This window comes from Streptomyces sp. NPDC058653 (genome assembly GCF_042716895.1).
Classification (GTDB): Bacteria; Actinomycetota; Actinomycetes; order Streptomycetales; family Streptomycetaceae; genus Streptomyces.
This window is the reverse complement of record NZ_JBHXRM010000027.1, coordinates 67,759-86,523: the sequence shown is the minus strand read 5'-3', so window position 1 is coordinate 86,523 and position 18,765 is coordinate 67,759. Positions and strand designations below refer to the sequence as shown.

Annotated in this window: 18 protein-coding genes; 11 read left to right on the top strand and 7 right to left on the bottom strand. The window is 71.7% G+C overall.

The genetic code is table 11. The features are described 5' to 3' along the window. Positions 1–14 precede the first annotated feature (14 nt). Positions 15–1,370 carry a M14 family metallopeptidase gene (locus ACFWU9_RS22830; RefSeq protein ID WP_384321253.1) on the top strand — a complete coding sequence of 452 codons (1,356 nt, stop codon included), beginning with the start codon at positions 15–17 and terminating at the stop codon, positions 1,368–1,370. A gap of 86 nt (positions 1,371–1,456) precedes the next feature. On the opposite strand, the gene ACFWU9_RS22825 is transcribed toward ACFWU9_RS22830, so the two are convergent. Continuing rightward, positions 1,457–2,365: an aminoglycoside phosphotransferase family protein gene (locus ACFWU9_RS22825; protein WP_384321197.1), complete on the bottom strand. Its 909-nt coding sequence runs from the start codon at positions 2,363–2,365 to the stop codon at positions 1,457–1,459. Positions 2,366–2,629: 264 nt separating this feature from the next. Here ACFWU9_RS22825 and ACFWU9_RS22820 point away from each other — a divergent pair, with 264 nt between their 5' ends. Next, positions 2,630–3,247: a TetR/AcrR family transcriptional regulator gene (locus ACFWU9_RS22820; protein WP_384321195.1), complete on the top strand. Its 618-nt coding sequence runs from the start codon at positions 2,630–2,632 to the stop codon at positions 3,245–3,247. Positions 3,248–3,296: 49 nt separating this feature from the next. On the opposite strand, the gene ACFWU9_RS22815 is transcribed toward ACFWU9_RS22820, so the two are convergent. Further along, positions 3,297–4,796, bottom strand: coding sequence for an LVIVD repeat-containing protein (locus ACFWU9_RS22815; protein WP_384321193.1), 1,500 nt, complete (start codon positions 4,794–4,796; stop codon positions 3,297–3,299). Positions 4,797–4,985: 189 nt separating this feature from the next. Here ACFWU9_RS22815 and ACFWU9_RS22810 point away from each other — a divergent pair, with 189 nt between their 5' ends. Continuing rightward, positions 4,986–5,663: a DUF305 domain-containing protein gene (locus tag ACFWU9_RS22810; RefSeq protein ID WP_384321191.1), complete on the top strand. Its 678-nt coding sequence runs from the start codon at positions 4,986–4,988 to the stop codon at positions 5,661–5,663. 39 nt (positions 5,664–5,702) lie between these two features. Here the strand turns inward: ACFWU9_RS22810 and ACFWU9_RS22805 are convergent, their stop codons facing one another. Continuing rightward, positions 5,703–6,428 carry a DUF6214 family protein gene (locus ACFWU9_RS22805; RefSeq protein ID WP_384321189.1) on the bottom strand — a complete coding sequence of 242 codons (726 nt, stop codon included), beginning with the start codon at positions 6,426–6,428 and terminating at the stop codon, positions 5,703–5,705. A gap of 204 nt (positions 6,429–6,632) precedes the next feature. Here ACFWU9_RS22805 and ACFWU9_RS22800 point away from each other — a divergent pair, with 204 nt between their 5' ends. The 6 genes from ACFWU9_RS22800 to ACFWU9_RS22775 all read left to right on the top strand — a co-directional run bounded on the left by ACFWU9_RS22800 (position 6,633) and on the right by ACFWU9_RS22775 (position 13,149). Beyond that, positions 6,633–8,036: an FAD-dependent oxidoreductase gene (locus tag ACFWU9_RS22800; RefSeq protein WP_384321186.1), complete on the top strand. Its 1,404-nt coding sequence runs from the start codon at positions 6,633–6,635 to the stop codon at positions 8,034–8,036. 211 nt (positions 8,037–8,247) lie between these two features. Then, positions 8,248–9,168 carry an aldo/keto reductase gene (locus tag ACFWU9_RS22795; RefSeq protein WP_384321184.1) on the top strand — a complete coding sequence of 307 codons (921 nt, stop codon included), beginning with the start codon at positions 8,248–8,250 and terminating at the stop codon, positions 9,166–9,168. A gap of 133 nt (positions 9,169–9,301) precedes the next feature. Continuing rightward, positions 9,302–10,390 (top strand): WD40/YVTN/BNR-like repeat-containing protein, encoded by a 1,089-nt coding sequence (locus tag ACFWU9_RS22790; RefSeq protein ID WP_384321181.1) that lies wholly within the window; start codon positions 9,302–9,304, stop codon positions 10,388–10,390. 43 nt (positions 10,391–10,433) lie between these two features. Next, a complete protein-coding gene (locus ACFWU9_RS22785; protein WP_384321179.1) occupies positions 10,434–11,108 on the top strand; it encodes a uracil-DNA glycosylase in 675 nt (224 codons plus the stop codon). Continuing rightward, entirely contained in the window at positions 11,105–12,133 is a 1,029-nt protein-coding gene (locus ACFWU9_RS22780) for an N-acetylglucosamine kinase (protein WP_384321177.1), read from the top strand. The genes ACFWU9_RS22785 and ACFWU9_RS22780 overlap by 4 nt, the downstream gene beginning before the upstream one ends. A 95-nt stretch (positions 12,134–12,228) precedes the next feature. Next, positions 12,229–13,149 (top strand): sirohydrochlorin chelatase, encoded by a 921-nt coding sequence (locus ACFWU9_RS22775; RefSeq protein ID WP_384321175.1) that lies wholly within the window; start codon positions 12,229–12,231, stop codon positions 13,147–13,149. A 160-nt stretch (positions 13,150–13,309) separates the two neighbouring features. Here the strand turns inward: ACFWU9_RS22775 and ACFWU9_RS22770 are convergent, their stop codons facing one another. Together ACFWU9_RS22770 and ACFWU9_RS22765 are read right to left on the bottom strand one after the other, a co-directional pair. After that, positions 13,310–14,383 carry a lactonase family protein gene (locus ACFWU9_RS22770; protein WP_384321173.1) on the bottom strand — a complete coding sequence of 358 codons (1,074 nt, stop codon included), beginning with the start codon at positions 14,381–14,383 and terminating at the stop codon, positions 13,310–13,312. Positions 14,384–14,564: 181 nt separating this feature from the next. Then, entirely contained in the window at positions 14,565–15,497 is a 933-nt protein-coding gene (locus ACFWU9_RS22765; RefSeq protein ID WP_384321171.1) for an SDR family oxidoreductase, read from the bottom strand. 116 nt (positions 15,498–15,613) lie between these two features. On the opposite strand from ACFWU9_RS22765, the gene ACFWU9_RS22760 reads away from it, so the two are divergent. After that, positions 15,614–16,318 (top strand): TetR/AcrR family transcriptional regulator, encoded by a 705-nt coding sequence (locus tag ACFWU9_RS22760; protein ID WP_384321170.1) that lies wholly within the window; start codon positions 15,614–15,616, stop codon positions 16,316–16,318. Here ACFWU9_RS22760 and ACFWU9_RS22755 read toward each other — a convergent pair. Beyond that, positions 16,310–16,603 carry a putative quinol monooxygenase gene (locus ACFWU9_RS22755; RefSeq protein WP_384321168.1) on the bottom strand — a complete coding sequence of 98 codons (294 nt, stop codon included), beginning with the start codon at positions 16,601–16,603 and terminating at the stop codon, positions 16,310–16,312. The two genes, ACFWU9_RS22760 and ACFWU9_RS22755, sit on opposite strands and share 9 nt — an antisense overlap. Before the next feature lie 213 nt (positions 16,604–16,816). Here ACFWU9_RS22755 and ACFWU9_RS22750 point away from each other — a divergent pair, with 213 nt between their 5' ends. Further along, the gene (locus ACFWU9_RS22750) at positions 16,817–17,524 is read left to right on the top strand and encodes an HAD family hydrolase (RefSeq protein WP_384321166.1); all 708 of its coding nucleotides are present in this window, start codon (positions 16,817–16,819) and stop codon (positions 17,522–17,524) included. On the opposite strand, the gene ACFWU9_RS22745 is transcribed toward ACFWU9_RS22750, so the two are convergent. Further along, a complete protein-coding gene (locus ACFWU9_RS22745; protein WP_384321164.1) occupies positions 17,469–18,674 on the bottom strand; it encodes a sensor histidine kinase in 1,206 nt (401 codons plus the stop codon). The genes ACFWU9_RS22750 and ACFWU9_RS22745 overlap by 56 nt on opposite strands. Positions 18,675–18,765: the final 91 nt, after the last annotated feature.

Below are 18,765 nucleotides of genomic sequence, written 5' to 3'. Positions count from 1 at the left end.
ATCCGGGAGACAACATGCGACTTCGAATACGCGAGCACAGATCGAGGACCGCCGCTCTCGCGGTCATGCTGGCGCTCGCCGTGGCCGTCCCGTTCACGGCCGAGGCCGCGCCCCCGGCGCCGGCCGCGAAGGCCGCGCCCGGGACCGCGGGCGTGGCCGACGAGCGGATCCGCCAGTACGAGATCCCCGGCGCCTCCGACCCCGCGGCCCGCACAGCCCTGGCGGCGACCGGCGTGTCCGTGGACGAGGCGGGCGCACGCTCGACGGTCGTCAGCGCCACCGACTCCCAGGCGGAGCGGCTGCGGGCGCTCGGCCACGAGCTCGACCCGCTGCCCGCGCCGCCCGCCAGGACGAACGGCAAGGCCCCGGTGCCGTTCGACTTCCCCTCGGCCGACTCGCGCTATCACAACTACGCCGAGATGAACGCCGAGATCAACCAGCGGATCTCCGCCCATCCGAATCTGATCAGCAAGCGCGTCATCGGCAAGAGCTACGAGGGCCGGGACATCATCGCGGTCAAGATCAGCGACAACGTGGCGACGGACGAGAACGAGCCCGAGGTGCTCTTCACGCACCACCAGCACGCCCGAGAGCACCTCACCGTCGAGATGGCGCTGTATCTGATCCGTGAACTCGGCAACAGCTACGGCACCGACTCACGGGTCACCAACGCCGTGAACAGCCGCGAGATCTGGATCGTCCCGGACGTCAACCCGGACGGCGGAGAGTACGACATCGCCACCGGCTCCTACCGCAGCTGGCGCAAGAACCGCCAGCCCAACTCCGGCTCCTCGGCGATCGGTACCGACCTCAACCGCAACTGGGCCTTCCAGTGGGGCTGCTGCGGCGGCTCCTCCACGAGCCCCGGCTCCGAGACGTACCGCGGCCCCCGCGCCGAGTCCGCGCCGGAGGTCAAGGTCGTCGCGGACTTCGCGCGCGGCCGGATCGTCGGCGGCAGGCAGCAGCTCAAGGCGGCCATCGACTTCCACACCTACAGCGAACTGGTGCTCTGGCCGTACGGCTACACGAACGCCGACACCGCTCCCGGCATGACGCTGGACGACCGGAACGCCTTCGCCGCCGTCGGCGGCAAGATGGCGGCCAGCAACGGCTACACCGCCGAGCAGGCGAGCGACCTGTACATCACGGACGGGTCGATCGACGACTGGCTGTGGGGCAACCAGAAGGTGTTCGCGTACACCTTCGAGATGTACCCGGGTAGTTTCGGCGGTGGCGGCGGCTTCTACCCGCCCGACGAGGTCATCGAGCGGGAGACGAGCCGCAACCGCGACGCGGTCCTGCAACTGCTGGAGAACGCCGACTGCATGTACCGGTCGATAGGCAAGGAGTCCCAGTACTGCGCGGCCTGAGCACGCCGTCCCCGGTCTGAGTCGAGTGACGGTCGCGTCCCGCGTGCGGGGCGCGGCCGTCGTCGCCGGGGGTGGAATCCGCGCGGTCAGGCGAAGTGATCGTGGTCCGCGAGGACTTCGTCGATCACCCGCCGGTTGACGGCGGCCAGGTCCTCGTCCGTGTCGATGGTCTGGGACAGGACCAGCAGCGACTTCCACAGGGCCCAGCCACGTGCGCGCGCCCAGGTGCCGTCGTCCTGGCCGACCGCCCGCCTGAACGCCTCCCGGTCCTCGCCCGCGAACATCCCCCACGCGATCACCAGATCGCAGGCGGGATCGCCGACCCCGGCCGTACCGAAGTCGATGACGGCGGTGAGCCTCCCGTCGGCGACCAGCAGGTTGCCGGAGGCGATGTCGCCGTGGAACCACACGGGGTCTCCGTGCCACTCGGCCGCGAGCGCGGCTTCCCACACGGCGGCGGCGCGGTCGGTGTCCACCTGCCCCTTGAGGGCGTCCAGACAGCGGCGCGTCTCCTCGTCGTAATGCGCGGGCGGTGCTCCACGGTAGAAGCTGTGCTCCCCCGCGACGGGCCCGTCGGTGACATCACAGCGCCGCAGGGCTGCCAGGAACTCGGCCAGGTCGACGGCGAATCGGGACATGTCCCGGACGCGTTCACGCCGAGCCGTCTCACCGGGCACCCAGCCCCGCACCGACCAGGGGAAGGGATATCCCTCGCCCGGAACGCCCCGGCCGAGGACGGTCGGCACCGCCACGGGCAGCGAGGGCGCCAGCCTGGGCAGCCACCGGTTCTCCTTGTCGACGGCGGGAACGTAGCCGGCGGCCGTGGGCAGCCGGACCGTCATGCTGTCGCCGAGCCGGTAGGTCCTGTTGTCCCAGCCGTCGACCTCCACGGGTACGACCGGCAGCCCGCTCCACCGGGGGAACTGGGCGGCGACGAGGCGTTTCACCAGGGCGGCGTCGATGCCGGCGCGGCCGTCGGGGGGAGTGGGGACCATCCCACGATCATCGGCCCGGGGGATCGCGCCGGGCAACGCATTTATCGACCGCCCGTCGCGCGTCCGGCGATGGGTGGAGCGGTCGACGGGCGCCGGCCCTGGCGGGTCCACCGGTGCGGAAACACAAAAAGCCGTCCGCCTTGGACGATCCCCCGCGTCGCCCAAGACAGACAGCCTCGTCCCACGCCGACCAGGCCCGATGAATCGGGCCACAGGGACGTGCTGAGTATACTGGCTAGGAGCCAGTCAACGCAGGAGTCCAGCATGTCCCCGCGAAGCGCATCGGTCAATGAAGAACTTCGTCGGCGTTCCCGCGAACGGCTCCTGCAGGCCACCGTGGACCTTGTCGAGGAGCGCGGATTCGACGGGACGACCCTCGCCGACATCGCCGACCGGGCCGGAGCGGCACGGGGGCTGGTCTCGTACTACTTCCCCGGCAAGCGCCAGATGTTCCAGTCGGCCGTACACCGGCTGATGCACCGCACTCTGCGGGCGGCCCTGGAGCGCGAGCCCCGTACCGACGACGGCCATGAGCTGCTGGCGCGCGCCATCGACGCCGTCCTCGGTCTCACGGTCGACCATCCGGTCCTGATGCGCGCCCATATGGCGGGGATACTCCAGGCCGAGGGCTTCGTCCAGTGCGCGGAGCAGCAGCGGCTCGCGGAGCTGCTGCGCGAGACGATGGTGCGGTACGGGTCGGACGACGTGGACCGCGACTACCCGTTGCTGCGCGCGCTGATGATGGGCGCCGTGTTCGCGATTCTGCTGCCCGGGGCGGGCATGCCGCTGGTCAGCCTGCGGAACGAGCTGTTCCAGCGGTTCGGGCTTGATCCGGACTACCACGCTGCGCCGGGCGGGGAGCCCGCCCGGCGCAGCGTCTGACGACCGTTCGGCCGGTCCGGCCGGCCGCCTCAGCGGCCGGCCGCGCCGGTCAGTTGCGGAAGTCCTCGAAGTAGTCGGGCTGCGTCTGGACGTTGAGCTCGTCCATCCGCACCCGCTTCGCCTCGTCCGTCCGGCGGTCGTCGATCTTGATGACGTCCAGACCCTTGGCGATGTCGTTCGAGTAGATGTAGCCGTTGTAGTAGTACGCCGACCAGGGGCCGGCCGTCGTGACCTGGTCGAGGGTGACCGGGCCGCGCTCGAAGTAGGCGATCTCCTTCGGCTTCGACGAGTTGGTGAAGTCCCAGACCGATATGCCGCCCTGGTACCAGGCCTGGACCATGATGTCCTTGCCCTTGACCGGGATCAGCGAGCCGTTGTGCGCCACGCACACCTCGGCGTCCGCCTGCGGGCGGTCGATCTTGAAGTAGCTCTTGAACTCCAGCTTCCGCTTGTCGCCCTTGCCGAGGATGTCGTAGATGCCGTCCGCTCCGCGCTTCGGGCCGATCTCCTCGTTGCAGGTCGCCGCGCCACCGCCGCCGAGCTCGTCCGTGAAGACGACCTTGTTGGCGGCCTGGTTGAAGGTCGCGGAGTGCCAGAACGCGAAGTTGACGTTGTCCTGGACGCGGTCGATGACCCTCGGCGCCTCCGGGTTCTTGATGTCGAACAGAATGCCGTCGCCCATGCAGGCACCGGCGGCGACATCCTTGGAGGGCAGCACGGTGATGTCGTGGCAGCCGGTGGTGGCCGAGACGCCCGGGTTGGTGGGCGCGCCCGGGTTACCGCCGTCCGGGAAGAGCACCGGGAACTCGACGATCTTCGACTTCTCGGGCGCCTTGCGGGGCACCTTGATGATGCTGATGCCGTCGTGCGGCGGCTGGCAGTCCGGGAACGAGGCGCTCGGCGAGTACGAGGAGACGTACACGTACACGTTCTTGCCCTCGGGAACCAGCGTGTGCGTGTGCGAACCGCACGCGGTCTCGACAGCGGCGACGTACTCGGGGTTCCGCTTGTCGCTGATGTCGAAGATCTTCATGCCCTCCCAGGAGGACTTCTCCGTCGCCGGCGCCGAGACGCTGGAGCAGGAGTTGTCACTGCGCGAGGCGTCCGTCGACAGGAAGAGCAGGTCTCCCGAGACGGATATGTCGTTCTGACCACCGGGGCAGAGGACCTGGGCGACCGTCTTGGGCTTCGACGGCTTGCTGATGTCGAAGATCCGGAAGCCGTCGTAGTTCCCGGAGAAGGCGTACTTCCCCTGGAACGCGATGTCCGAGTTTGTCCCCTTCAGGTGCTCCTTGGGGACGTTGGCGACGTGCGACATGTTGTCACTGTGGATGATCTCGTCCACGCCGGGTATGTCGTTGTTCTCGATGGCCTTCTTGGCCTCGGCGCGCTGGCTCTTGGAAGTCTCTTCCTTGGCCGGCTTGTCGCCGGGGTCAGGCGTCGCGACCGCCGGTCCGGCGGCCAGCAGCGTGGCGAAGAGCCCGGCGGCAGCGGCTGCTGCCACGCCCAGACGTCTGCGCCGCACGCGGGTGCTGTGCAACGAAGTCACTGCGTCCTCCCTTGTATCCGTTCCCAGTTGAACGGCTTACGGACGTCGGCAGTATCGTCCTTCACATGTACATCTCAACAGATGGCAACCCAGATGTAATGAAAGTTTTTGATCATTCGTGTCCGGAAGCGTGTTAGGAAAGTGCCTGACAACGTGCCCGTTACACATCAAGTATCACAGGAGGTCGCCGTGTTGATCCGGACCAGGAGTCCACGTGCCCTCCGGCCCGTCGTGGCCGCGGCGGCCCTGGCCGCTCTACTCGCCCTGGGAGCCTGCGACTCGGGCGACGACGGCAAGAAGGGCGAGACGAAGAGCGAGGCCACCGGACAGGTGGTCGCCCCCGGCAAACCGGGCGAGAAGTCCAGGACCCTCTCCCCCGAGGAGGCGGCGAAGGAGATCCCGGACAACACACCCAACTCGTCCGACTACGGCTACGCGACGATGATGATCCAGCACCACAGCCAGGCGCTGGTGATGACCGAACTCGCCCCGGACCGCGCCGGATCCAGCCAGGTCAAGCGGCTCGCCGAGCGCATCGCCGCGTCGCAGAAGCCGGAGATCGGCGCCATGGAGGGCTGGCTGAAGATCAACGGCGGCGAGGAGAAGGCGAAGAAGGAGGGCGGCCACGACCACGGCTCGATGGCCATGCCGGGCATGGCGACCGAAGCCCAGTTGACGAAGCTGCGCGCCGCGAAGGGCAAGGCGTTCGACGACCTCTTCATCAGCCTCATGGTCACGCACCACCAGGGTGCGGTCACTATGGCGACGGACGCCCTCTCCGGCGGCAACAACATCCAGCTCGAAGAGATGGCCAACGATGTGATCGCGCAGCAGACGTCCGAGATCAACCGGATGCGCTCGCTGTAACACGGACCCGGTGGACCCCGCCGTCGCGTGCCGGCGCGGTCAGCGGCGGCGGTGACGAGGCGTCAGATAGCCGTCGTCGCGGGCGCTCGCGATGACGCTGAGCGACTTGCGGCGCCCGTAACCCGTCGCGCACATCACCGCGAGGACCGGGTCCTGCCCCAACTGCTGTGCCCTGCGGTACGTCTCGGCCACGCCGCGCCGGTCGGCGCGGTCGGACGACGAGGGGTCGTCGGCGCGGTGCCGGCCGCCGGGCAGGGGCTCGTCGTCCATCAGGTCGGCGTCGGTGCCGAAGGCACCGCACTCGTACTCGTAGCCCGCGCCCTCCTCCGTCACGGCCACGGCCGACCCGGGCGCGTCCGAGACGTTCTTCGGGGCGGCCGTCGGCGTGTCGGCCACCATCGGGCCCGCCGCCGTCGCGTCGTCGGCGAGGGACTCCGCCTCCACATCATGCTGTCCCGCGACCACCCGGCAGGCGTACTCGATCGGGGCCTCGATCCAGTCGGCCAGCTCGGTCAGGTCCTCCAGCGGCAGCGGCGGATCGGCCTGCGCGTCCTCCACGGCGACGACGCCGTCCCTCAGGACGGCCAGTACGTCGACCCGGGCGCCGTCGGCGAATGTCAGCCGGATGTCGACCCAGGGTGGTACGAGTTCGTGTCTCGGCAGTTCGCACCGGCCACCCGGCGGGGTGTCGCAGGTGACGGTGCCATACCCCTGCACCTCCCACCCGGGCCGGACAGGGATCGCGGGCTCAGCGGCGGAAGTCATCTCAAGTTCTGACACATTCACCACTTAATCAGGCAATTCTGCCCCTTCGTCGTGGCACACCCGCCGCCGGCGTGCATCGCACTCGGTCAGCGCACTGCCGTACCCCTCACCGGCGGCGGTCGCCCGCGACGCGACCGCCCCGCGTACTCCCCAGCCCCGCGCGCCGGTGCGATGCTGGAGGTCTCCCGCCGGAAGGAGCGCGCCGTGCCGCGCATCGCCGTCGTCGGATCGGGCCCCAGCGGGGTCTACACCGCCCAGGCCCTTGTCCAGCAGTCGCGGGTCCCCGGCATCCTGGTGGATGTCCTGGACCGGCTCCCCGCCCCGTACGGACTGGTGCGCTACGGCGTCGCGCCCGACCACGAGAAGATCAAGTCCCTCCAGAACACGCTGCGTTCGGTGCTGGAGCACGAACGCGTGCGCTTCCTCGGGAACGTCGAGATCGGCGCGCACGGCCTCACACCCGAACGGCTCCTCGGGCTCTACCACGCCGTCGTCTACTGTGTCGGCGCCGCCCGGGACCGCCGGCTCGGTGTTCCCGGCGAGGACCTGGCCGGCAGCCACTCGGCGACCGATTTCGTGTCCTGGTACAGCGCGCACCCCGACGCCGTGCCCGGCGGCTTCGGGCTCGGCGCGCGCTCGGTGGTGGTGATCGGCGTCGGCAACGTCGCGGTCGACGTGGCGCGCGTCCTGGCCCGCGGCGCGGAGGACTTCCGGCCGACGGACGTGCCGCACCCGGCGCTCGGCGCGCTGGCCGGGAGCGCGGTCAGGGAGGTGCACATGGTGGGCAGGCGCGGTCCGTCGCAGGCGAAGTTCACCACGAAGGAGCTGCGCGAGCTGGGCTCACTGCCCTCCGCCGAGGTACGGGTCGAGCCCGCCGACCTGGCGCTCGACCCGGCGTACGCCCCGGCCCCGGCTATGCCCACCGCCTCCGGTCCGCCCGCACGCGAGGCCCGGCCGCTGGCGGCCGTCAACCGGCGCAACGTCGAGGTCGTACGCGGCTGGGCGGGCGCGCCCGAGCTGGGGCGGGCACGCCGGATCCATCTGCGGTTCTTCCTGCGCCCGGTGGAGCTGCTCGGGGCCGGTGGCCGGGTGACGGCCGTACGGTTCGAGCGCACCGCCCCCGACGGGCACGGCGGGGTGCGGGGCACCGGGACGTACGAGTCCATCGAGGCGGGGCTCGTCCTGCGGGCGGTCGGCTACCGGGGGGTGCCGCTCACCGGGCTGCCCTTCGACGAGACGACCGGCACGGTGCCGCATCTGGCGGGCCGGGTGCTGCGGCAGGGGGCGGCGTCTCCCGGCGAGTACGTGGCGGGGTGGATCAAGCGCGGTCCGACAGGCGTGATCGGCACCAATCGCGCCTGCGCGAAGGAGACGGTCGCCTCCCTCCTCGCGGACGCGCCGGCGCTGGGCGCGCGCCGGATCACCGGGGACCCGCTGGACGCGCTGTGGGCGGCCGGGCAGCGACCGGTGGAGTGGACGGGCTGGCTGGCGATCGAGGACGCGGAGGCGGCGCTGGGCGCGGGGCTGGGGCGGCGGTCGGTGAAGATCCCGGACTGGGAGGGGCTGCTCGCGGCGGCGCGCGGTGAGCGGGGGCCGTCCGGTACGTAGCGCGGGACTCGTCCGCCCGGGGTCTCCTCGGCGGTGACGGGAGGCCGGGGCCGGCGGGTGGGGCCGGGCTGCTAGAGTGACGTGTCGTTCACGCCTCCTGTCTGTGCGGACTCGAATCCGCCGGGGAGGCTTTTTTCATGCCCGGATCCGGCTCCCCCGGCCGGGCCGATCCTTCGGGACCACCCGCCCGCCCTTCCCACAGAGGAGACCCATGTCTGACACGCGTCCGCGCCCCGCGACGGCCGCCGGCACCTGGCGGCTCCGTGATCTGACCGTGAACCGCGTCGGGTTCGGCGCCATGCGCCTGACCGGGGGCATCCCCTTCGGCCCCGGGGGCGGGCGGAGCGACCGCGCGAGGTCCGTCGAGGTACTGCGGCGCGCCGTCGAGGTCGGCGTGAACCACATCGACACGGCCGCCTTCTACTTCTCCCCGACCCGCTCCGCCAACGAGCTGATCAACACCGCGCTCTCGCCCTACCCGGACGATCTGGTCATCACCACCAAGGTCTGGCCGGCCAGGGACCCCGCGGGAGAGTGGTGGTGGGCCGGGCCGGAGCAGCTGCGCGGCCAGGTCGAGGAGAATCTGCGCCAGCTCGGCCGGGACCAGCTGGACGTGGTGAATCTGCGGCCACCGGGGAGCTGGGCGAGCCGCTCCATAGCCGAGCACTTCGGCGCGCTGGCCGAGCTGCGGGACGCGGGGCTCGTCCGTCATCTCGGGGTCTCGAACGTGACGTCGGAGCAGTTGGCCGAGGCGCGTGCCATCGCCCCCGTCGTCTGTGTGCAGAACGCCTACAGCGTGGATGCCCCGGGCGGCGAGCAGAAGCTCCTGCGGGAGTGCGGTGACCTGGGGATCGCCTTCGTACCGTTCTTCGCGATCGCCGGCGGGCGGCGCGAGGCGGGCGCCGGCGCGACGGACGACGAGGCGGTGCTCGCCGTCGCGCGGGCGCACGGCGCGTCGCCCGCGCAGATACGGCTGGCCTGGACGCTGGAGCAGGGCCCGCATGTGCTGGCCATCCCCGGGACCGGCGATCCCGAGCACCTCGTCGAGAACGTGGCGGCCGGTGCGATCCGGCTCTCGGCGGAGGAGATCGCCCTCCTCGGGTCGGCGCGGAGGACGGCCGAGCGGGCATAAGGGCAGGTCGGTGCCTTCCCGGCCTTCGGACGCCTCTGCCGGGCCCCCGCGGACGCGTCCGGAGGTCCGTTGTCAGTGGGTGGGTGCAGACTGTCCGGAGTCTGGGACAACGGCGTCTTCGGAGGTATCCGCCATGACCACTGACGTACTGCTCACCGTGGGCACGCGCAAAGGACTCTTCATCGGCCGCAGGCACGGCGGACGGTGGGAGCTCGACGGACCGCACTTCAACGCGCAGGCCGTGTACTCGATCGGGATCGACACCCGTCACTCCGTGCCGCGCCTGCTGGTCGGCGGCGACAGCGCGCACTGGGGCCCGTCCGTCTTCCACTCCGACGACCTCGGCGCGAGCTGGACCGAGCCCAGCGCGCCGGCCGTGAAGTTCCCCAAGGACACCGGCGCGTCGCTGGAGCGGGTCTGGCAGCTGCATCCGGCGGGACCGGCCGCGCCGGACGTGGTGTACGCGGGCTCCGAACCCGCCGCGTTGTTCCGCTCGGAGGACCGGGGCGAGACGTTCGAGCTGGTCCGGCCGCTGTGGGAGCATCCGACGCGTTCGCGGTGGGTGCCCGGCGGTGGCGGTGAGGCGGTCCACACGGTGGTGACCGACCCCAGGGACCCGGACGCGGTGATGGTCGCGGTGTCGACGGCGGGCGTGTTCCGCTCACGTGACGGTGGCGCGAGCTGGGGGCCCTCCAACAAGGGCGTGTCGGCGGTCTTCCTGCCCGACCCCGACCCGGAGTTCGGCCAGTGCGTCCACAAGATCGCCCAGGACGCGGTCGATCTGGACCGGCTCTACCTCCAGAACCACTGGGGCGTGTTCCGCAGCGACGACGGGGGCGCCCACTGGAAGGACATCGGCTCCGGGCTGCCGTCCGACTTCGGCTTCGCCGTCGCGGCCCATCCGCACCGGGGCGACATGGCGTACGTCTTCCCGATCCAGGCCGACTCCGACCGGGTGCCCGCCGGCCGGCGCTGCCGGATCTACCGTACGAGCGACGCGGGCGAGACCTGGGAGGCCCTGAGCACGGGGCTGCCCGAGGGCGACCACTTCGGGACGGTGCTGCGCGACGCGCTCTGCACGGACGACGCCGACCCGGCCGGTGTTTACTTCGGCAACCGCAACGGCGAGGTGTACGCGAGCGCGGACGACGGCGACAGCTGGCAGCAGCTCGCCTCGCACCTCCCCGATGTGCTCTGCGTCCGGGCGGCCGTCCTTGGCTGATTCGTTGATCACGAAGACCGACGGCGCATTAGAGTGACGCCCCGTGGCACGTGAACTCAAAGAAATCGTCGAGTCCGGATGGGCCGACGCCCTCGCCCCTGTGGCCCAACGCATCACAGCGATGGGCGACTTCCTCCGCGCGGAGATCGCCGCGGGACGTACGTATCTGCCCGCCGGGCCGAACGTGCTGCGCGCCTTTCAGCAGCCGTTCGACGAGGTACGCGTCCTGATCGTCGGTCAGGATCCCTATCCCACCCCGGGGCACGCGGTGGGACTGAGCTTCTCCGTCGCCCCCGAGGTGCGGCCGGTGCCGGGCAGTCTGGACAACATCTTCCGGGAGATGCACACGGACATCGGGGCGCCCCGCCCCTCCAACGGGGATCTGACGCCCTGGAGCCGGCAGGGAGTGCTGTTGCTCAACAGGGCGCTCACCACCGCTCCCCGCAAACCGGCGGCGCACCGGGGCAAGGGCTGGGAAGAGGTCACCGAGCAGGCGATCCGGGCGCTGGTGGCGCGGGACAAGCCGCTGGTGTCCATCCTGTGGGGCCGTGACGCGCGCAATCTGCGTCCGCTCCTCGGCCGGCTCCCCGCGATCGAGTCGGCGCACCCCTCCCCCATGTCGGCGGACCGCGGCTTCTTCGGTTCGCGTCCGTTCAGCCGCGCGAACGAACTCCTCGTCGAGCAGGGCGCTCAGCCGGTCGACTGGCCGCTGCCGTGAGCTGGGTGCTCGGCGTGGACTCGGGCGGGTCCGGGCTGCGGATCGCCCTCGGGGCGGTGGACGAGGCCGCGGACGGCCCGAAGGACGGATCGAAGGACGCCTCGGCGGACGGCGACGTGGGCGTCCGGACCGTCGGCACCGCCGTGTCCGCCGAGCCGGTCCGCACCGGCCCTTCGGGGATCGATCCGGACCATTTGCTGGAGCGGTTGCTGCCCGCCGTACGGACGCTGCTGACACGCGAGGGCGTGCGGTCGCCGGTGGCCGTCGCGATCGGGGCGGCCGGTATGGCGACGCTCGGCGACGGGCTGCGCGCCGAACTGCCGGCGGCGCTTGAAAGCGCTCTGGGAGTGCGCCGGTCGGCGCTGGCCGCCGACGCCGTCACCGCGTACGCGGGGGCGCTCGGACAGCGTCCGGGCGCCGTCGTCGCCGCCGGTACGGGCATGATCGCGCTCGGCACGGATCTGGCCGGCTGGCGGCGTGCGGACGGCTGGGGGCATCTGCTCGGCGACTGCGGGGGCGGTGCCTGGATCGGCCGGGCGGGCCTGGAGGCGGCGATGCGCGCGTACGACGGCCGGCACGGCGGTTCGGCCGCACTCCTGTCCCGGACGGAAGCCGTGTTCGGTCCCGCCCGGGAGATGCCGGGGGTGGTCTATCCGCGTACCGACCGGCCCGCCGTGCTCGCCTCCTTCGCCCCCGAGGTGGCCCGTTGCGCCGCGGACGACCCGGTCGCCGCGCGGATCCTCGACGAGGCCGCTCGGCACATCGTGGACGCGGCCGTCGCGGCCTGTCCGCGGGTGGAGGGGTGTCAAGTGGCCCTGACGGGAGGGCTGTTCAAGATCGGTGATCCACTGCTCCGGCCGGTGCGGGCGGAGTTGGCGGCCCGGCTGCCGCACGTGAGACCGGTGCCGGCGGCGGGCGACCCGCTGACGGGCGCCCTGCGGATCGCGGCGGCCCTCGCGACCGGTTCGCTCCGACTGCCGCGTGACGGGCGGATGTTGTCCGTTCCGACAGAGCGGGACGAATAAGGGTTAAGCATCATAGCGAAAAAATAGGGACAGATGACGCACGACCGGACCCTCCCCGAACAGCCGACCCCACAAAACCAGTAGCATTCGGCGCCATGAGCTCCCCCACTGGGCCGGCACCCGGCCTGCCTGTACGAATGCCTCGACCTCGACAGTCGGGGCGGCACCGTCGACCCGAACCCGTGGCGGCGCCCGAGGGCGCGCCCACGCTTGTGCTGGCCATGCCCGGCATCCCGAGTGCCGAGGTGCGGAACCTCGGTGAGGAGGTCGTCAGCATCGCCCGTTCCGAGCTGCCGGGCCTGGACGCCCGGATCGGCTATCTGGACGGCGACGACGACGAGTACCCCGCGCTGGGCACGGTCCTGGCGCAGACCGCCGAACAGCGTTTCGAGCGCTACGAGCTGGCGAAGGCGGCCGGCCGTGACGTCGCCGAGCCCGAGGGCATCTCGGCCGTTGTCGTGCCGCTGCTCGCGGGTCCCGACAACTCCCTGGTCAGGCGCATACGTCAGGCCGTTGTGGACAGCAAGGCCGTGGCGGAGATGACCGAGGTCCTCGGTCCGCACCCGCTGCTCGCCGAGGCGCTGCACGTGCGGCTGTCGGAGGCCGGGCTCGCCCGTGCCGACCGCGCGAGGCTCTTCACGGTGGCCACGGCCGCCGACGGCATCATCCTCGCCACGGTGGGCGGCGAGGAGGCCGTCCAGGCGGCCGGGATCACCGGGATGCTGCTGGCCGCGCGCCTGGCCGTGCCGGTGATGGCGGCGGCGCTCGACGACGAGGGCGCGGTGTCGGCCATCGCGGAGCAGCTGCGTGAGTCCGGCTCGACGCAGCTGGCGCTCGCGCCGTACCTGATCGGGCCCGAGCTGCCCGAGGGGCTGCTCGACGTCGCGCTCAAGGAGGCCGACTGCGCGGCGTCCGAGTCGCTCGGCGCGTATCCGGCCGTCGGCAAGCTGGTGCTCTCGCAGTACACGAGCGCGCTGGGCATCTCGGCGCAGACGCAGAACTCGCCGGCGTCCTGACGTCGGGCGCCCCGCACCGGGGCGCCCCGGACTCCGGGTGCCGGGGTCCGGGATGCTCAGCTCCGGTACCGCCCGGTGGTGCCGGTACGTCCCCGGTCGCCGGACGGTCTGATCTCTCAGCCCGTCCGGCGAGGGGCGCGGGCGCCGCCTGGCGGCCGTGTCAGCCGAAGATCACACAGGAGGCCGCGGGCGCCTCGAACGAGCCCGCACGGGACGGCACACCGGTCGCCGGGTCGATGTCGAACCAGGTCACATCGCCGGAGTGCTCGTTCGACGCGTAGAGCCTGCGCCCGGCGGGGTCCAGCGTGAGATCGCGCGGCCACCGTCCGCCGCAGTCCACCGTCGTGACCAGGACGGGCCTCTCACGCGTCTCGTCGAGCGTCAGGACGGCGATGCTGTCGTGTCCGCGCACCGCGGCCCAGAGGTGCCGCCCGTCGCGTGAGACGACGATCTCGGAGGCGTAGCTCGCCACCTCGACACCGTCGGGGAGGACAGGCGCCTCGCCGACCGGCTCCAGCGTGCCCTTCTCCCCGTCCCAGCGGCAGACCGTGAGGGTCGCCTCCAGTTCGTTGAGCACGTACGCGTGCGTGCCCGCCGGGTGGAACGCGAGATGGCGCGGTCCGGTGCCGGGGCGCAGCGCGGTCTCTCCGTGCGGGGTGATGTCGCCGCTGTCGGGGTCGACCGAGCTGATCAGTACGGAGTCGGTGCCCAGGTCGACGGCGAGCAGCCACTCCCCGCCGGGAGCCGGCACCACCTGGTGGGCGTGCGGCCCCTCCTGCCGGTCGGGGTGCGGTCCGCCGCCCTCGTGCCGGCGGATTCCCGCCGCCGCGCCGAGGGTGCCGTCCGCGCGGACGGGGAGCGTGGTGACGCTGCCCGAGCCGTAGTTGGCGGTCACCAGATGCCCGGCGGTGAGGGTGAGATGGGTCGGGCCCGACCCGCAGACGGGCACCGGCCGGCCCTTCAGCCGGGGCGCCGACGCGCCGCCCGACGCGCGCGGGACGACGTCGAAGGCCGCCGCGGCGCCTTCCTCCCCCTCGGAGACGGCGTAGAGCACCGAGCCGTCCTCCGAGAGGACCAGATAGGAGGGGTCGGCCAGTTCGTCGGTCGCGCCGATCTCCGTCAGCGAACCGGTGTCCGCGTCCACGGCGGTGGCGATGATGCCGCGGCCGCCGGCCGAGGTGAACGACCCGATGTAGGCCCGCCCTTCGCTCCTGCCGTCGCTCCTGTCGCCCACTGTCTGTCCCCTTGTCGCTCGATCGTCCTGCGCGTCCGTGAGCGTGCGCGTACCCGCTCATGTGTCCGCGCCGACGGTAGCAGTCGGTCTAGACCACCTGCTCACATCGGGTGCTGCCGCCTGAACTACCCATTCCGGCGGCCGGTTCACCCTTTCGGACGAGTCGGGGGCATATTCGCCCTCAGACGGCGTGCACGGGGAGCGCGACCCCGGTGAGGCGTTCGGCCTCGGCCCACAGACGGGCGCCGACCTCGGTGTCGTACGCCCTGCGAGGCATACGCGCGGTGGTGGTGGGGCCGACGAGTCCGAAGCGACCGCCGGGGCCGTAGTAGCCAGCGGCGACGGCCTCGGGGCTGGTCGCGGCGTACAGCAGCGGCTCGGCGCCCTGCTCGGGCTCCTGCGAGGGCAGGAAGTGGAGCTTGGTGAGCAGGGCCGTACCGAGGGAGCGCCTGCCGTCGCCGAGACTCGCGCCCGACGTCTGGAGGTTGGTGCGGGTGAAGCCGGGGTGCGCGCCCGCGCTCAGCAGGGGCCAGCCGCGCTCCTCGGCCGTCCGGGCGAGCTCCCTGATCATGATCATGTCGGCGAGCTTGGACTGCGCGTAGGAACGGCTGGAGCTGTAGGTACGGCTCTTCCACTGGAGGTCGTCGAAGTCGATCCGGCCGAAGCCAGCCGCGCCGCTTCCCATGGTGGCGACGCGGGGCGACCCGGCGGCCAGCAGCAGCGGAAGAAGCCGCACGGTCAGGGCGAACGGGCCGAGGAAGTTGCTGCCCATCTGGAGCTCGAAGCCGTCGGCCGTCTCCATACGGGAGGGCGGCGCCATCACTCCGGCGTTGTTCACGAGCAGGTCGAGCGGGGTGCCGTCGGCGACGAGCCCGTCGGCGAACGCGGCGACGGAGGCGAGGTCCGCCAGGTCGACGCGGCGTACATCGAGTGCGGCGTGCGGGTGGCGGGCCAGGATCTCGTCCCGGGCGCGCTCGCCCTTGGCGACCGTACGCACGGCCATCACGACGTGCGCCCCCGCGTCGGCGAGACGGCGGGCGATCTCCTCGCCGGTGCCGCTGTTGGCCCCGGTGACGACGGCGTGCCTACCGGTGAGGTCAGGAACGGTGTACATGGCGACTCCTTGGTGCGCGGGGGCGGCGACCATAAAGGACCGCCGGTCTCTTCTATTTCAAAGTTAGCAGACCGGCGGTCCGATAACAACAGACCGGGGGTCTGTAGACTTGAGCCATGGCACACACCTTCCAGCGCGCACGGAGCGAGGAGCAGCGCGCCGAGCGGCGCCGGGCGATCCTCGACACGGCGGCATCGATGCTCACCGAGATGCCGGTGGCCCAGGTGAGCCTCAACGAGCTGAGCCGGCGGGTCGGGCTGGCGAAGTCCAACGTCCTTCGCTACTTCGAGTCCCGGGAGGCCGTACTCCTCGATCTGCTCGATGTCGCGTGCCGGGAGTGGACGGAGTATCTGGCGGGGGCGCTCACCTCCGCCGTCGACGCGCAGGCCCCTCCCCGCGAGCGGGGGGACCGGGTGGTGGCCGTGCTCGCGGCCTCGCTGGCGGAGCGGCCGGTCCTGTGCGACCTCAGCAGCTCGCAGGCGGCGGTCCTGGAGCGCAACATCTCTCCCGAGGTCGCGGCGGAGTACAAGCGCGCCGCCATCGCGAACGTGGGCGAACTGGCGGCTCTGGTCCGCGCCCATGTGCCCGAGCTGAGTGAGGGGGACGCGTCGCGGTTCGCCGCCTACTGCGTCATGTCGACGGGCGCGATCTGGACCCACACCCAGCCGTCGGCCGCGATGCTGGAGGCCTACGAGGCCGATCCCTCGCTGGCGGCCATGCGGATCGACTTCGAGACGTCGTCGCGGGAGCTGCTGGAGGTCGTTCTCTCCGGGCTGCTGGCGCGGGCGCCGGGGAGCGCGTCAGCGCGGGCGTCAGGCTGAGAACGGGCCCGAGGCATCTATCTCGTACTGCGTGATCTCCATGCTGAGCACTACCGGCGACGGCTGTAACTCCCGCGCCGTCCGGGCCAGATGGGCCGCCAGATGCTCCCGCGACTCCCATCGCTCGTAGACGTTGACCCGGCCGGGCTCCACGGGATCGGCGGCCACCACGTAGTCGAGACAGCCCGGCTCGGTCCGCGCCCGCCGCTGCGCGGCCTCGAAGCCCGCGACGAACGCCTCGCGCTCCTCCGGATCGACGTAACCCTTGCCGGCGACGATCAGCATGGTGGCCTCCGTGGTGTTCGGGGGGTGACGGGTGAGCCGTGCCCGACCGAGCCGATGGTCCCGCCCGACGGTCCTGCCGGAAGGTGCCGCTCGATTCCGCCGCTCGATCGGGCCGCTCGATTGTCCCGCGAAACGGGCCGACCGTGTACGTGGGGGTCCGGCCGACTCGGTGTGGGTACGCGCCCGAGGGACCGGCTTGGCATGCTGGGACCCATGAGCACCACGCGCATCCCCTCCCCCGTCTCCGTCGTCTTCGATCTCGACGGCACCCTCGTGGACAGTGAGCCGAACTACTACGAGTCCGGCCGGCGGCTGCTCGCCCAGCACGGTGTAGCCGACTTCACCTGGGAGCACCACACCCGCTACATCGGCATCAGCACCCGCGAGACACTGCGGGCGCTGCGCGCGGAGTACGGGCTCGACGTGCCCGTGGACGACCTGCTGGCCACGAAGAACCGCCTCTATCTGGAGCTGGCGAGCGCGTCGACGGAGGTCTTTCCCGAGATGCGGAAGTTCGTGGAGCGGTTGCACGCGCAAGGGGTGCCGATGGCGGTCGCCTCCGGCTCGTCCCGTACCGCCATCGAGGCCGTGCTCGCCGGCACGGGGCTCGGCTCGTACTTCAGCCTCTACGTCTCCGCCGACGAGGTCCCGCACGGCAAGCCCGAGCCCGACGTCTTCCTGGAGGCGGCGCGCCGCCTGGGCGCCGACCCCGCCGACTGCGTCGTGCTGGAGGACGCGGCCCCGGGCGTGACGGCGGCGCGCGCGGCCGGGATGCGGTGCATCGCCGTCCCGTACGTGGCGGGGACGGCCGACGATCCGGCGTTCCGCCGGGCGGAGTTGCTGTTCGCGCGCGGCCAGAGCGAGTTCACGGCGCGGGCGGCGTACGCCTGGCTGGCCGGGACGGAGCAGGGCGACCGGTAGCCGCCGGGGCCTTCGGGACGGCGTGCGGCCGGCGGACCGCTTTACGCCCCCGCGCGGGGAACGCCACGGCGATGTCCAGCCCGCCCTCCGGTCCGGGAACGGCCGTCAGCCCGGCGCCGTGAGCGGTGGCGACGGCCTCCACGATGGACAGGCCCAGACCGAGACCGTCCGGGCCGCCCGCCCGGGACGCGTACCGCTGGAAGGGCTGGAACAGCGCCTCGACACGGTCGGCCGGAATGACCGGCCCGCTGTTGACCACGCGCAGCACCGGCCGCCCGCCCTCCATGCCCGTGGCGACCCGCACCCATGGCGTCGAGCCGTCCCCGTCGCCGTCGCCGTCGCCGTCGCCGACTCCGACTCCGACGTTGTGGCGCAGCGCGTTGTCGACGAGGTTGGTGACCAGGCGCTCCACCAGCCGTGGATCACCCGAGGTCCACGCCGGGGCGAGCGACCGCTCGATCCGTGCTCCCCCGGGCGCGGCGGATGCCAGCACCTCGGCGACGACGGGCGCGAGATCGGTCGGCCGCCGTCGCTCCAGGCCGCGCTGGCTCCGGGCCAGGGTGAGCAGCGCCTCGATGAGGCGTTCCTGGTGCTCCCCCGCCGCCAGCACCCTCTCGCAGACGGTTCGCAGCGACCGCGCGTCCGCCGCCGGGTCGGCCAACGCGACCTCGATCAGGGCGCGTTGGAGGGTGAGCGGCGTACGCAGCTCGTGCGAGGCGTTGGCGACGAAACGCTTCTGGGCGTCGAAGGCGCTGTCGAGCCGCGCCAGCAGGCTGTCGAACGTGTCGCCGAGGTCCTTGAGTTCGTCGGCGGGACCGGTGACGGCGAGTCGTTCGTGCAGATTGCGTTCGGAGATCCGGCGGGCCTTGTCGGTCATGGTGCGCACCGGGCGCAGTACGCGGCCGGCCGTCAGCCAGCCGAGGGCGACGGAGACGGCCGACATCAGCGCGAGGGCGAAGCCGGACTTGACGAGCAACTGGTGCATCGTCGCGGCGCGTTGCCGGTGGGACTCCTCCTTCAGGGTGCGGCGCATCATGTCGGTGTCCGGCTGGGGCATGTCCGGCGGGCCGTTGCCGATCAGGAGGACCCGGGCCTCGCCGCCGTTGGCGACGAGGAAGTAGGTGATGGCGAGGAGCGCGACTCCCGACACGAGGAAGAGCCCGCCGTAGAGAAGGGTGAGACGGAGCCGGGCCGTCCACCGGACACGGGGGAGGAGCGAGCGGGGGTGCCGGAGGGAGCGC

Bases quoted from the DNA above. Each gene is read 5' to 3' on its own strand.
- ACFWU9_RS22830 (WP_384321253.1), top strand. From the start codon at position 15: ATGCGACTTCGAATACGCGAGCACAGATCGAGGACCGCCGCTCTCGCG.
- ACFWU9_RS22825 (WP_384321197.1), bottom strand. From the start codon at position 2,365: ATGGTCCCCACTCCCCCCGACGGCCGCGCCGGCATCGACGCCGCCCTG.
- ACFWU9_RS22820 (WP_384321195.1), top strand. From the start codon at position 2,630: ATGTCCCCGCGAAGCGCATCGGTCAATGAAGAACTTCGTCGGCGTTCC.
- ACFWU9_RS22805 (WP_384321189.1), bottom strand. From the start codon at position 6,428: ATGACTTCCGCCGCTGAGCCCGCGATCCCTGTCCGGCCCGGGTGGGAG.
- ACFWU9_RS22795 (WP_384321184.1), top strand. From the start codon at position 8,248: ATGTCTGACACGCGTCCGCGCCCCGCGACGGCCGCCGGCACCTGGCGG.
- ACFWU9_RS22790 (WP_384321181.1), top strand. From the start codon at position 9,302: ATGACCACTGACGTACTGCTCACCGTGGGCACGCGCAAAGGACTCTTC.
- ACFWU9_RS22775 (WP_384321175.1), top strand. From the start codon at position 12,229: ATGAGCTCCCCCACTGGGCCGGCACCCGGCCTGCCTGTACGAATGCCT.
- ACFWU9_RS22765 (WP_384321171.1), bottom strand. From the start codon at position 15,497: ATGTACACCGTTCCTGACCTCACCGGTAGGCACGCCGTCGTCACCGGG.
- ACFWU9_RS22760 (WP_384321170.1), top strand. From the start codon at position 15,614: ATGGCACACACCTTCCAGCGCGCACGGAGCGAGGAGCAGCGCGCCGAG.
- ACFWU9_RS22755 (WP_384321168.1), bottom strand. From the start codon at position 16,603: ATGCTGATCGTCGCCGGCAAGGGTTACGTCGATCCGGAGGAGCGCGAG.
- ACFWU9_RS22750 (WP_384321166.1), top strand. From the start codon at position 16,817: ATGAGCACCACGCGCATCCCCTCCCCCGTCTCCGTCGTCTTCGATCTC.